Here is a 12,963-nt window from a genome sequence, read left to right on the forward strand (position 1 = left end):
GCAATCGGAGGCCACGGAGCCCGTGCTTGATTTGCCCCCGCCGGGCGGCCTGTCGGGGTTCAGATGATGATGCGGTGCGAGGTGGTGATGCGGGACGGGGTCGTCTGGTTGGTCACCGTCCGCTGGCCTCTGGTGCGCTCCAGTACTGGCGGAAGAGCGCGCCGGTGCAGAGCCGCGGAGCACTCCTCGCGCAACAGGACGCCGCACCGACCCTGACTTGCGGCACCGTGGAGCTGCAGACAGGGTTGGGTGCAGTTGAGCGCCGTCCGGTGCCGTTGGACGCAGTTCAAGGCCGTTTAGGGCACCCCGCTCCTCCCAACCTGTTCCCCTTAAACGGGCTTGCCGCCGACCGATCATGAGCTGCCGTCCCAGTGCCTTCGTTGGTACCAGCGCTGACTCCCGCAGCCGCATCGGGCATTCGGGGAGCACGTCCACGATCGCCGCGCCTTGTCAGCGGCAGAAGCGGATGTCGCAGCGGCCCTCCGCTTGGCGTGGCCCGGGGTCGGGACAAGCGAACCGGAATGGCGCTGAGAAACTGGTGGCATGACGAGCCGAATCCACGGGGATCTGCAGTTCGTTCGTGCGACGGCCGCGGACGTGGCGGACGTCCTGGCGGTGCTCGACCACGCCGCGGCCTGGCTCACCGCCGCCGGCATCCAGCAATGGCCGGACCAGTTTGTCACCGAATGGATAACACCGGCCGTTGAGCGCGGGGAAACCTGGCTGGTACGTGCCAACGGTCGCACCGCGGGCACGGTGACGCTCGACTGGTCCGATCCCGTATGGAGCGACTGCTTGGGTCGAGCCGGCTACCTGCACCGGATGGCGGTGGAAAGGTGGGCTGCTGGTACCGGCAGCGCCATCCTGGCCTGGGCCGCGGATCGGGCACGCGCCCACGACGCCGCCGTGCTACGGCTCGACTGCGTGGCCACCAATCCCGGCTTGCGCGCCTACTACGAGGCCGCCGGCTTTCACCACCGCGGTGACGTCGAAGTCGGCGGCGCTCCCGGTCAGCGCTCCGGCGGCGGCACCCGAACGCTTGTCAGCCGCTACGAGCTACTTCTCTGACGAGAACGGCGGCCGCTCTCGATCGCGTAGACGCAGTTGCGATTACGCCACCAGCGTGCACGGTCGGCGGCAGATCCGTGCGCGGCCGGTCGATCGGCGTCGTCTCGGTGGTCGAGCCATTGACGTACTGCCACGAGGTCCATGTCGGTTGATCCGAGATATGGATCGACGCGGTGCAGTAGCGCCGGTTGGGGATGGTTTCAAGGCTCGCTGAGCCCGCCGGGGTGCTGCCTCTTGGCCACAGCTATCGTCCCGGCGTGAGTGACTTCTGGTCCTTGATCGAGGATTCTGCGGGGCACGCGGACCGGGCAGGGTGGATCGAGTGTCGGCTCGCGGCCCGGACGCCGGCCGAGATCGTGGAGTTCGACGTCGCCTTCACCGCGGCGCGTCGCCGGGCCGAGACGTGGACGATGTGGGCCGCCGCATATCGGATCACGTCCGGACTGTGCTCCGGCGACGGCTTCTGGTATTTCCTACCGTGGCTTGTCGGTCTCGGCCGGGACAGCTTCGACCGCCTCACCGCCGACCCCGACGCGCTCGCCGAGGTCCCGCAGGTGCGCCGGCTGGCCACTATGAGGGCGGACCAGTGGACCGACGATGACTGGCCGGAGTGGGAGGCCCTCAACTATGTCAGCCGTCAGGCGTATGACACAGCGACCGGTGAGAGCGAGGGCATCATCGACGCCTTGCGGGCACTCCACCACGACTATCCGGAAGACCCGGCGCCCACCGGAGACCGGTGGGCCTTCGACGACGAGACCGAGATGAGCCAGCGCCTCCCGCGGCTCAGTGCGCTATTCCCATCCATGCGCTGAGCCTCGGACACGCAGCAAACGGGCTACTTTTAAACACCTGAAGGCAGACGGTCGACTACCTCGGGTCTCACACGCGCTCATCGGCATGAGCGTGCACCACGTCGGGTCGTGGGGGTGCGTCCGGCTGAGAGGGCTCGCGCGCAAGGACAGGTCCCCCAACGCCTGACTCGGGACCCGTCCAGCCATGACGGCGCCCGTGGGTGAAGACCAGGAGGTCGACGCCGGAGCTCGATTCGACGTCGCCGGTCGGTTGGCCCCGCCGTGCCGCCTCAGCCTCGGCCCGCGTCGCGTAGTAGAGGAACTCGTCGTGGCCGCCGGGTCCGGTGACCGCGACGATGTGCAGGACGTGGGTGAGGCCCGCGGCGCGGGCGGCGGGCAGGAGTTCGCTCAGGTGTTCGGCGTGCATGGTGCCGGGCTGGTCGGGCGCGTCGGAGCTGACGGCGGCGATGGCGCAGGTGTCGGTGGTCATGACGAGCCGGCAGGCGGCGAACAGGTCGGTGACGCTGGCCGGTGTCCGTAGGTTGTGCCGTGGCGGCCATCGCAGGACGACGAGGCTGATCGGGTCGGTGGGCGCCTCGAGGTCGGCGACCGCGGTGGGATCGGCGATGGGCAGGTAGGTGCGGGACGTGGTGGAGCTGGCGTGCTCCAGGTGCGGGTCGCTGTCGAGGTCGACGATCGTGTCGCCGCGGTGGGTGTACACGAGAATGAGTCGCTGCGCCAGGCGCGACGCAAGCCGGTTGCCCGGGCGGGCGGCGGGTGCGGAGTCGTTGCGGTCATCGAGGCGCCAGACGGCGATCGGGACATCACCACCGACGAGGATCGCCTCGTCGGTGTGCTGTCGTGCCTCGCAGTGCACCGGGTTCGGGTGGGTCGCGCCGTTCGGGGTGGGGTCAGGGGAAGCAGTCATGGGCGGGTGGCTCCCGCGCTGACTGGTCGTGTTCGCGTCTACGAATGGCCCCGCCAGGCCGGCTCAGAGCATCCGGTGACGGGGTCGGTGACCCAACGGCACCCAACAGCGTTCGGACCTGTTGGGCCGACGCCGAGGATGCGCCGAGTCACCTCCTGGGCGCCTCCCGAGGCCCGGTGGGGTCGTCGTCCGCGGCTCGCGGATCTTCCCTGGCCAACAGCAGACAACAGGACGGTGAGCTGGGCCGCTGGGCTGCGGCACAGTGCCAACGCCGGCCTCGGCCTGGTGGTGGGCGTGGGGAGGAGATGCCCTGTGAGCAGGCGCAACAGGCTCCCGCCCCCGCCCGGGTGTTTCGGGGACTGTTCGGTAGCTGTGCGCGGATAGGGGTCTCGCGCCGCCGTCACGGTGCGGCGCCCGAGCGCTTCGCGAGGGATGCCATGTCTACTCGGTCCTGGCCGTCGTCGCCGCTGTCCGCGGCCGGCCGTGCGTTCACCCTGCTGGTCCAGCCGCCCACTCCTCTCGGGTTCGATGCCCGCGGGTTCGATGGCCTGCCGGACGGGATCCTGCCGCTGCAACGGCTCCGCGCGGTGCTGCTGGAGCCGCGAACGAGTGTCGAGGTCCGCGACGCGGTGTGGCGTGAGCTGGTTGTCCGCGCCCGCCGGGACGGTCCGGCCTGGGTCGTGGCCGCGGTCGGTATTGCCCTACCGGGCCTGCGGCACATCGCAGGGCTCCTCGCGTCGGGGTGGCGCGGGGACACCCGTGACCTGGACGCGGAGCTGCTGGTCGGGTTCATCGAACGACTCACGACCATCGACCTGCAACCGTCGCGGGTGCTCGGTCGGCTCCTTGACGCTGGTCTGCGCGCCGCCCGTAGGGCCCGCGACGCCGATTCCGATGCGCAGCTCGTCCACACCGGTGTGACCGGGCCGATCGCGCCGGTCCAGCCGTGGGATCATCCGGACCTGGTGTTGGCCAGGGCCGTCGCGGCGGGGGTCATCGACGCTGACGAGGCGAACCTGATCGCCGTGACCCGCCTGGAGGACGCCACGCTCGCGCAGGCAGCGGCGCGTCTCGGTATCACCGCCAGCCTGGCCTCGTCGTGGCGGTTGAAGGCCGAACGCCGGCTTCTGGAGGCGGTTCGCGCGGGTGACCTTGCGTTCGTGTCGCTGCGGCCTCGCCGGCGCCGCAGCGCTGCCTTGACGCCGCACCGGGCCGCCGCGACTCACCAGCGCGTCACTCCCACGGACCCTGCGACTCACCGTCAGGTCGCCGCGACCCGGCAGCGCGCGACCTCCGCCCCGCACCGCGTCGCTGCCGGGGGTGCGACCCAACAGCAACAGGCTGTTGGGTCGCTGTTGGGTCGCCGCGACGCGCCGGGCGTCGTGTTGGCCACCCAACAGCGGGCCCTTGGTGGGTAAGACATCGGACCGAGAGGCGGCCGGTGTCGGCGCCCCGGGGATCGGGGCGCGGCCGGCCTGAGTGGCCGTGTTCGCACCCGATCACCTCACGGCTGGAAGGAGCGACGCTCCCACGGCCCGCCCGATCCCCGGTGGCGCACCTCAACCCCAACCGAGCCCCGCAGATGCGGGGCGGGAGGTGCTCACCATGCTCCGCCACATCCTGTACCGCTGCACCGTGGTCACGGTCGCGATCCTGACGACCGTGACCGGCGCGGCCCCGGCGTACGCGGCCGCGCCGCACATCCTGGTCGCCAACTCGCTGCCCGTGGTCATCAGCAACATCACCACCTGGATCGTCGGGATCCTCATCGGCGTTGCCACCCTGTTCCTGACCGTCGGCGGTCTGCGTTACCTCGCGGCAGGCGGGGACACGACCGAGCTGGACAAGGCCAAGTCCGCCCTCAAGAGCGCGCTGATCGGGTATGCCCTGGCCGTGCTCGCGCCCATCCTGCTCGCTGTCGTGCAGGGCTGGGTCGGGGGCTGAGGTGGACGACTGGCTCGTCGGCCACTTCATCAACCCGGTCATCGGATGGTTCGCCGAGACCATCCTCGGCGCGCTGAACGTGCTGTGGGACCTGTTGGCGGCCACGGTGTTCGTCAGCCCCGACGTCACGCGGCTGCCGCAGGTCACCGCGTTCGCTGACACGTCGCTGGCCATCGTGAACACCTGCTACGTGCTGGCGTTCCTGTGGATGGCGATCGTCGTGATGGGTCGCGACACCATCCAGTCCCGGGTGGGGCCGGGGGACCTCATCCCCCGGCTGGTCATCGGTCTGATCGCGGCGAACTTCGCCATCCCGATCTGCTCCACCGCGATCGAGCTGGTCAACGCCCTCACCGCTGCCCTGACCGGGCAGGACATCACCGCACCCGGTTCGCTGCAGCAGCTGCGCGCCACCACGGCGGCCGCGCTGTCCGGGCAGACGGGAACGAGCCCGGTCGGGTTCCTTCTCCTGCTGATCGGAGCGCTCATCACCGTTCTGCTCGGCATGCTCGTCGTGCAGTGGATCATCCGGTTGGGGTTGCTGGTCATCACCGTGGGCGTGGCCCCGATCGCCTTGGCCCTGCACGGCACCGCGCAGACCGAGGGCGTGGCGAAGCTGTGGTGGCGGACCCTGCTCGGCTGTCTGGGGACGGTCACCCTGCAGGCCGTTGCCCTGCACACCACGTTGACGATCTTCCTGGCCCCGGACGCGAACCTTCCGGTCCTCGGGTTGCCCGGCGATCCCGGTGCGGTGATGAACCTGCTCATCGTCGTCTGCCTGCTCTTAGGTGTGGTCAAGATTCCCGCGCTGATGAGTCGGTACGTCACGCAGAGCCGGCCGAACCGGATGGGCACGATCCTGCGGGTCGTGCTCGTGCAGCACCTGACCCGGGGCCTGTCCCGGGCGGTCGGCTCCCGCGGCGGGGCCGCCAGCGGGAGAGGCGGCGGCCCCGGCATGACCGGCGGCGGTGCGGCCGCGCGGCCGTGGCCGGTGAGCACCGGCGGGGGAGGGGGAGCGCGCCCCCGCCCTGCCCCGACGTCCCCGGCACTGCTCATCGGCGGATCCGCACCCCGACCGCCGGTGCGGCCGTCCGGCGCCGGTCCCGGCCACGCCGGCACCGCCTCTCCGACGGGCCGGTCCGTGCGTCCGTACCGCCGCGAGGAGATCACCGCCGGTGTTGATCTCTACACCCGCTCCCTGAAGGCCCGCGCCGGCTCCCCCGTGCGAAAGGCACCCTGATGACCACTGACCATGCCTCACGTCCGGACGTCGAGGTCACCGAACCATCCCCCGCCCCGTCCACCATCGTCGCCGTCGCCTGGCCCACCGGTCGGCCGATCCACCGGTACACCGCCGCGGAGATCGCCGACGGTGTGGACCTCTACACCCAGGCGATGAAGGCCCGTGCCGCTGGCACCGGACACCAGGGGGACGACGATGCGCCCGAGTGAGGACGCGCCCCCGCAGGCCCGCATTCCCGCCGACGTCGACACCCCCGACAAGATCGTCTACGGGTTGACCGCGCGGCAGTTGGCCATCCTGGCGGTGGCCGCGGCGCTCGGCTACGGCACCGTCCGGTCGGTGGGGACGCTGCTGCCGCAGCCGGTCCTGATCGCGGTCCTCACCCCGCTCGCCGGTGCGGCGATCGTGCTGGCCCTGGGACGCCGCGACGGCCTGTCCATGGACGCCTGGCTGATGGCGGCGCTGCGGCACACCCGCAGTCCGAAGCGGCTGGCCCCGGCCGCGGCCGGCCACCCGACCGCGGTGCCGGCCTGGGCGCCGGGCACCGCACCACCCGCCACCGCGGCGCCGGTGCTGCGGCTGCCGGCAACGGCCATCAGCGGCGCGGGTGTCATCGACGTCGGCACGCACGCGGTCGCGCTGGTCGCCTGCACCACCGTGAACATCGGACTGCGCACCGGCGACGAGCAGGCCGCCCTGATCGGCAGCTACGGACGGTGGCTCAACTCGCTGTCCGCACCGGTGCAGATCGTGATCTCCGCGCAGCGCGTGGATCTGTCCCGCCACGCCCACCGCATCGCTGAGCACACCGAGACGATCGCCCATCCGGCGCTGGTCGGCGCGGCCCGGGACTACGCCCGCTTCCTCGACGACCTCGCGGCACACCGGGACCCGCTGTGGCGCACCGTCACCGTCGCGGTCACCGCGGCCGGCGAGAAGGCCCGCGACACCGAGGTCCTGCGCCGCGCGGCGCACGCCGCGTCGGCGCTGTCCGCGCTCGGGGCGCAGACCACCGTCCTGGACGGCGGTCACGCCGCCGCGGTGCTGACCTGCGCCACCGACCCCTACACCCCGGCCGACGTCACCTGGGCGCGTGCCCTGCCCGACGCGGCCATCACCAGATCAGGAGACGCACATGCCCCCACTGCCATGGCCTAAGCCCACCGGCGTTGACGCGAGCCCGGCCGATCCGGCCGGGCTCGCGGCCGTTCTGGGCCCGGCCGGGATCGAGAACACGCCCCGCTACCTGCGCGTCGGTGGCGGGTACGCGGCCACGCTGATCGTGACCGGGTACCCCGCCGAGGTCGGACCGGCCTGGTTGGATCCGCTGCTGGCCTGGCCCGGCCGCCTCGACGTCGTCGTCTACATCGACCCCCTCACCCCGCAGACCGCCGCCGCGCAGCTGCGCAAACAGCGGGCCCGGCTGGAATCCACCCGGCGCGCCGACGCCGACAAGGGCCGCCTGAGCGACCCGGTCGCCGACGCCGCCGCCGACGACGCCGCGGAGCTGGCCGACCGGATCGCCCGCGGGCACAGCAAACTGTTCCGCGTCGGGCTGTACCTGTGCGTGCACGCCACCGGCCTCGACGACCTCGACGAGGCCGTCGCGCACGTGCGGGCCACCGCCGCGTCCCTGCTGCTCGACACCCAGCCGGCGACGTGGCGGCACCTGCAGGGCTGGACCACCACCCTGCCCCTGGCAACCGACGGGCTGGGCATGCGGCGGGTGATGGACACCGACGCGATCGCCTCGGCGTTCCCCCTCGCCTCGGCGGACCTGCCCGCGCCGCTGCCCGGTCAGCCCGGCGACACCGGCGGGATGCTCTACGGCCTCAACCCCGCCAGCAACGGCATCGTCTGGTGGGACCGGTGGGCGCAGCACAACGCCAACAGCGTCGTCCTCGCCCGGTCCGGGGCCGGTAAGAGCTACTTCGTCAAGCTTGAAGTGTTGCGCTCCCTCGCCGACGGTGTGCACGTCGCGGTGATCGACCCCGACAACGAGTACATCCGCCTCGCCGACGCCGTCGGCGGCGCCACGATCGCCCTCGGCGTCGGCGGGGTCCGGCTCAACCCCCTCGACATTCCACCCGGGGACCGCCGCCCGCAGGCCCGCACCCACCGGGCGTTGTTCCTGCACACCCTGATCGCGGTCCTGCTCGGGCAGCAGCCGCCGCCGTCGGAGCGGGCCGCGTTGGACAAGGCGATCAACGACGCCTACGACCAGGCCGGCATCTCCAACGACCCCGACACCTGGCGCCGGCGCGCCCCTCTGCTGCGCGACGTCGCCGCCGCGCTCACCGACCAACGCACCGACGCCGCCGACACCCTCGCCGCCCGGCTGACGCCCTGGACCACCGGATCGTTCAAGGACCTCTTCGACGGCCCCACCACCACCGTCCCGGACGGGCAGCTGGTGTGCTGGTCCACCCGGCACCTCGCCGACGAACTGCGCGCCCCCGGCATGCTGCTGGCGTTGGACGCGATCTGGCGGGAGGTCGACACCCCGGCCGTCCGCTGCGCGCAGACACCCCGGCGGCTCGTCGTCGTCGACGAGGCGTGGACCCTGCTGCGCGACGGTGAGGGCGCCCGGTTCCTGTCGCGGCTCGCGAAGTCCGCCCGCAAACGTCGGGCCGGGCTGGCCGTCATCACCCAGGACGTCGGGGACCTGCTCAGCTCGGAGCTCGGGCAGGTGGTCATCGCGAACGCCGCCACCCAGGTGCTGCTGCGGCAGGCACCCCAGGCGATCGACATCATCACCGACGTGTTCGGCCTGACCGCGGGCGAAGCCCGGGTCCTGCTCGCCGCCGGCCGCGGCGAAGGCCTGCTGATCTCGGGCACCCACCGGGTGGGTTTCCAGGCGGTGGCCTCCCCACAGGAGCACCGGCTGTGCATCGGGGACCTGGAGGTGCCCGACGACGAGTGACACCCGACCATCCGGGACTCGACGACCTTTCCGAGGGGCTGTGGGCCGTCAGCAACAGCGGCGCCCGACCCCTTTGTCCGTGCTCTCACTGAGGGGTCCGACACGTGAGCATCAGTTGCACCCACGAGGGCGGCCCGACCAACCTCGACCACCGTTGCGGTCGCTCCGCCGCCACCGGCACCACCCCGACGGTACGGGCGGCGTCAAGGCGCTAGTCGGGGCCGACCAGGAGGACGAAGGTGCGTGCCAGGCCGAAACGGTCGGTACGCGGCCAGTCCAGGGCGGCGAGCGCCGCGCTGGACGGTTCGTGCCGCTGGCCGTTGATCCGCACCTCGCACTCGGTGGAGTCACCACCCTGGCCGAGGAGCATGCGAACGCCATTGAGATACGGGCGGTCGAGCCCGGCCGCGATCACCGGCGCCAGGGTCGACCACGGCATCGCCTCGGCGAACCACTCCTGCTTAGCCTGCGATCCGTCAACGGACCACCCGGTCACACTGCCGACTATCGCATGCCAGCCGGCGAACCCGCCCTCGTCGCCGGACCTGAAGTGGTTCGCCAGTCGCCCTTGCTGCTCGATCATCTCCAGGACCGTCACCAGGCAGGTCTCCATCCACGCCTGGACCGCCTGACGGGCCGCCTCGACCGGATCAGCCGCGAGGCCAAGCGTGCAGTCGACGACCGTTGGCACGTCCGGCCGGTCGACATTCAGCAGGATCTCCAGGTCCAGGTGGCGGTAATCGTCGCTGTCCGACGGAAGAACCCGGACACCCAACGATCCCGACCGCAGCATCGGCCCCTCGGTCAGCAGCCACTCGCCACCGACCTCGGCAAGCATCGGCGCGGCAAGCTCCAGCACACGCTCGGCAGGGAGGGGCTGTGGGGTCGGCCGCTGGTCGATCATGGTGGTTCACAGTACCGGCAACGCTCAGCGCCCAACGTCGACCGGTCACCCTGACCGTGCTGTCGCAGGTTCCCGCGCCCACGCACGCCAGGAGGCGCTGATCCACCAGCTCCTGCTCGTAGTCCGCCTCAACGTCGGCCGACCCGAGCCGACGCGGCGAACCCAACGAGCGCCCGACAGTCAGCTCCGCACTTCTCGATCGAGGGGATCGGCTGGACGTCATGAGAACAGGAGTCACACCCGACCTGCCGGGACTCGACCCCCTTCCCGAGGGGCCGCGGGCCACCAGCATCGGCGGCGCCGGCCCCTTTTGTCCGTGCTCTCACCGAAGGGTCCGACCAGTGAGCATCAGTGTCGTCTCCGCGATCATCCCCGCAATCGCTGCCACCCTCACGCCCGCTCCCGCTCCCGCTCCCACCTCACCGCCGGCGGCGCCGTTGCCCGGCCCGTCGCAGTGGCTGCACGACACCGCCGCCGCTGCCCTCGACGGGTGCCGGGACCGGCCCTGGCTCGCGCTGGTCGCCGTGCTGCTCATCGCCGCCGGCCACACCGGCAGGGTCGTCGTGGCCGGCCGCCGACACACCCGGATGATCCGCCACGCCCACCTGATCACCATCAGCCCACCGCCGCAGGTCGACCCCGACGGCGCCGCCACGCTCTGGGCCACCCTCGCCGAGGTCCTGCACACCGGTTGGCGCCACCGGCTGCGCGAGGGCCGCCCGCACCTCGCCGTCGAGTACCGGTGGCACGGCCGGGAACTCACCATCGCGATGTGGGTGCCCCGCAGCATCCACCCCGCGTCGATCCAGGCCGCGATCCGCGGCGCCTGGCCCGGAGCGGCGTGCACCGTCACCGACACCACCGCGCCGCTGCCCGTGGACGCCCTCGCCGTCGGTGGCGTACTCGCCCCCACCCTGGCGCCCTGGTATTCACTGCACACCGATCACCACAGCGACCCGCTGCGGACCCTGATCGCCGCCGCGTCCGGGCTGCGCGCCGCCGAGTCCGCCTGCGTGCAGGTCCTGGCCCGGCCCGCGACCGTCCGGCAGATCCGTGGGTTGCGTCGCGGCGTGCAGAGCCTGCGCACCGGACACCCACCGCGCCACCTGCTCGACCCTGCCACCTGGCTGCGCGCCGTCCTCGACCTCAGCCTGGAGGTGGTCACCACGGGCCGGCGGCCCTCGTCACCTGCAGCGCACCCACCCGCACCCGGTGGTGACCCGCGGCGCGAGCGCGACAGCCGCGCCGGCATCGACAAGCTCACCGGCACCCAGTGGGAGGTCGCGCTGCGCTTCGGCGTCGCGCACACCAACCCCCGCGGCACCGACCCCGCCACCCTCACGCCCCGGCTGGTCACCCTCTCGCACGGCGTCGCGTCCGCGTTCGGATCCTGGACCGGCCGCAACCGGCTGCGCCGGCTGCCCCTGCACCGCCCGGCCCGCGCCCTGGCCACCCGGGTGCTGCGCCGCGGATTCCTGCTCAGCGCCGCCGAGGTGGCCACGATCGCGGCACTGCCGCAGGACATCGCCGTGCCCGGTCTGGACCGGGCCCGCGCCAAGCCGATGCCCGCACCCGTCGCCGTCCCCACCGGAGGACGCGGCACGAAGGTCCTCGGCCGCGCCGACGTCGGCGGCCACTCCGTGGCCGTGAGCGTCACCGACGCCCGCCAGCACCTGCACGTGCTCGGCTCCACCGGCTCCGGCAAGAGCACCCTGCTGCTCAACATGATCCTCGACGACATCCACGCCCGCCGCGGCGTCGTCGTTATCGACCCCAAAGGCGACCTGGTCCTCGACCTGCTCGACCGGATCCCCACCAGCCACGCCAACCGGCTGACCATCATCGACCCGGACCAGCCGGCCGGCACCACCCTCAACCCGCTGCAGGGCGCCGACCACGACCTGGTCGTCGACAACATCGTGTCGATCTTCGGGCGGATCTTCGCCAAGCACTGGGGGCCGCGCATCGACGACACCCTGCGGGTGGCGTGCCTGACGCTGCTGCGCAAAGCCAACGCCACGCTGACGCTGATCCCGCCGCTGCTCAACGACAAAAAGTTCCGCCACGCGTTCACCCAGGACCTCGACGACCCGGAAGGGCTGCGCGGCTACTGGGAATGGTTCGAGTCGACCCCACCGCCGCTGCGCGCCCAGGTCATCGGCCCGGTCCTGTCCCGGCTGCGCGCCTTCCTGCTGCGTGACTTCGTCCGCCGCACCCTCGGCGCCCCGCAGTCGAGCTTCGATATGCGCCGCGTCCTCGACGGCGGCATCCTGCTGGCCCGCCTACCCAAGGGACAGATCGGTGAGGAGACGGCCCGGCTGATGGGCAGCTTCGTCCTCGCCTCCGCCTGGCAGGCCGCGACCGGCCGCGCCCGGCTCCCCGAACCCGACCGCCGCGATGCCTTTGCCTACATCGACGAAGCCCACAACTTCCTCAACCTGCCGGGCTCGGTCGGCGACATGCTCGCCGAGGCCCGCGGCTACCACTTCGGCCTCGTCCTGGCCCACCAGAACCTGACGCAGATGCCACGCGACACGCAACTGGCCATCTCCGCGAACGCCCGTAACAAGGTGTTCTTCTCCTGCGCCCCGGAGGACGCCCACCAGTTGGCCCGGCACACCATGCCCGAACTCGACGAGCATGACCTGTCGCACCTGGACGCCTACCGGGCGGGATGCCGGCTCGTCGTCAACAGCTGCGAAACCGCTGCGTTCACCCTGCGCACCAACCCGCCGCGGCCACTGATCGGGGAGTCGACGGCGGTCCGCCAGGCCGCCGCGCCGCCCGTTGCCGGGGGGCCCGCGCGACGGACCGCGATCGCCCGTCTCGCCGGCCTGGCCAACCCTCCGGGACATGACGCCGCTGATCCGGGTAACCCGCCAGCCGACCCACCGGAGGCGGGGTGACCCACCGGCGCACCACCAGGCAACGCCGGCCAGCCTTCGCCGCCGCGGTGGTGTCCCTCAGGCGCCCACCGGGTGTGGCGCAGCCGCCACCGGGGTCGGCCAGGAACCGATCGTCGCGGCGGCCACCGACCCGGCCGGCACCGGGCGTCGTGCTGCCGGGCCAAGGCCGCCCCTGCCCACCCAACAGCCCAGCTAGGAGCCGTCATGTCCGGTGACACCGAAGCCCGACACCTCCCTGAGGGGGAGTCATTCA

The 12,963-nt window shown here is 72.0% G+C and carries 11 protein-coding genes; 9 read left to right on the forward strand and 2 right to left on the reverse strand.

The genetic code is table 11. From position 1 onward, the window contains the following. Positions 1–597 precede the first annotated feature (597 nt). Both ABZU74_RS17930 and ABZU74_RS17935 read left to right on the forward strand, forming a co-directional pair. On the forward strand, positions 598–1,068 hold the full coding sequence (locus ABZU74_RS17930) for a GNAT family N-acetyltransferase (protein WP_355424697.1): 471 nt from the start codon (positions 598–600) through the stop codon (positions 1,066–1,068). 257 nt (positions 1,069–1,325) lie between these two features. Further along, entirely contained in the window at positions 1,326–1,883 is a 558-nt protein-coding gene (locus tag ABZU74_RS17935) for a DUF4240 domain-containing protein (RefSeq protein WP_355424700.1), read from the forward strand. Between the two features lie 67 nt (positions 1,884–1,950). Here ABZU74_RS17935 and ABZU74_RS17940 read toward each other — a convergent pair whose 3' ends face one another. Next, complete coding sequence (locus ABZU74_RS17940; protein WP_355424703.1) at positions 1,951–2,790, reverse strand: hypothetical protein; 840 nt, start codon at positions 2,788–2,790, stop codon at positions 1,951–1,953. 437 nt (positions 2,791–3,227) lie between these two features. Here ABZU74_RS17940 and ABZU74_RS17945 point away from each other — a divergent pair, with 437 nt between their 5' ends. The 6 genes from ABZU74_RS17945 (at position 3,228) to ABZU74_RS17970 (ending at position 8,900) form a co-directional block, all read left to right on the forward strand. Then, positions 3,228–4,208, forward strand: coding sequence for a hypothetical protein (locus ABZU74_RS17945; protein ID WP_355424706.1), 981 nt, complete (start codon positions 3,228–3,230; stop codon positions 4,206–4,208). Between the two features lie 187 nt (positions 4,209–4,395). After that, positions 4,396–4,734, forward strand: a complete 339-nt coding sequence (locus ABZU74_RS17950; protein ID WP_355424709.1) for a pilin — start codon at positions 4,396–4,398, stop codon at positions 4,732–4,734. 1 nt (position 4,735) lies between these two features. Further along, complete coding sequence (locus ABZU74_RS17955; RefSeq protein WP_355424712.1) at positions 4,736–5,974, forward strand: conjugal transfer protein TrbL family protein; 1,239 nt, start codon at positions 4,736–4,738, stop codon at positions 5,972–5,974. Next, positions 5,974–6,186 carry a hypothetical protein gene (locus ABZU74_RS17960; protein WP_355424714.1) on the forward strand — a complete coding sequence of 71 codons (213 nt, stop codon included), beginning with the start codon at positions 5,974–5,976 and terminating at the stop codon, positions 6,184–6,186. The genes ABZU74_RS17955 and ABZU74_RS17960 overlap by 1 nt, the downstream gene beginning before the upstream one ends. Beyond that, positions 6,173–7,135, forward strand: coding sequence for a PrgI family protein (locus ABZU74_RS17965; RefSeq protein WP_355424717.1), 963 nt, complete (start codon positions 6,173–6,175; stop codon positions 7,133–7,135). The genes ABZU74_RS17960 and ABZU74_RS17965 overlap by 14 nt, the downstream gene beginning before the upstream one ends. Beyond that, positions 7,113–8,900, forward strand: a complete 1,788-nt coding sequence (locus ABZU74_RS17970; protein ID WP_355424719.1) for a DUF87 domain-containing protein — start codon at positions 7,113–7,115, stop codon at positions 8,898–8,900. The genes ABZU74_RS17965 and ABZU74_RS17970 overlap by 23 nt, the downstream gene beginning before the upstream one ends. Positions 8,901–9,111: 211 nt before the next feature. Here the strand turns inward: ABZU74_RS17970 and ABZU74_RS17975 are convergent, their stop codons facing one another. After that, positions 9,112–9,804, reverse strand: coding sequence for a DUF6348 family protein (locus ABZU74_RS17975; RefSeq protein WP_355424722.1), 693 nt, complete (start codon positions 9,802–9,804; stop codon positions 9,112–9,114). Between the two features lie 341 nt (positions 9,805–10,145). On the opposite strand from ABZU74_RS17975, the gene ABZU74_RS17980 reads away from it, so the two are divergent. Next, positions 10,146–12,710 carry a type IV secretion system DNA-binding domain-containing protein gene (locus ABZU74_RS17980; protein WP_355424725.1) on the forward strand — a complete coding sequence of 855 codons (2,565 nt, stop codon included), beginning with the start codon at positions 10,146–10,148 and terminating at the stop codon, positions 12,708–12,710. The last annotated feature ends 253 nt before the right edge of the window (positions 12,711–12,963 follow it).

It is taken from the genome of Micromonospora sp. NPDC005171, assembly GCF_040608575.1.
Lineage (GTDB): Bacteria > Actinomycetota > Actinomycetes > Mycobacteriales > Micromonosporaceae > Micromonospora.

Bases quoted from the DNA above. Each gene is read 5' to 3' on its own strand.
- ABZU74_RS17940 (WP_355424703.1), bottom strand. From the start codon at position 2,790: ATGACTGCTTCCCCTGACCCCACCCCGAACGGCGCGACCCACCCGAAC.
- ABZU74_RS17945 (WP_355424706.1), top strand. From the start codon at position 3,228: ATGTCTACTCGGTCCTGGCCGTCGTCGCCGCTGTCCGCGGCCGGCCGT.
- ABZU74_RS17950 (WP_355424709.1), top strand. From the start codon at position 4,396: ATGCTCCGCCACATCCTGTACCGCTGCACCGTGGTCACGGTCGCGATC.
- ABZU74_RS17960 (WP_355424714.1), top strand. From the start codon at position 5,974: ATGACCACTGACCATGCCTCACGTCCGGACGTCGAGGTCACCGAACCA.
- ABZU74_RS17965 (WP_355424717.1), top strand. From the start codon at position 6,173: ATGCGCCCGAGTGAGGACGCGCCCCCGCAGGCCCGCATTCCCGCCGAC.
- ABZU74_RS17970 (WP_355424719.1), top strand. From the start codon at position 7,113: ATGCCCCCACTGCCATGGCCTAAGCCCACCGGCGTTGACGCGAGCCCG.
- ABZU74_RS17975 (WP_355424722.1), bottom strand. From the start codon at position 9,804: ATGATCGACCAGCGGCCGACCCCACAGCCCCTCCCTGCCGAGCGTGTG.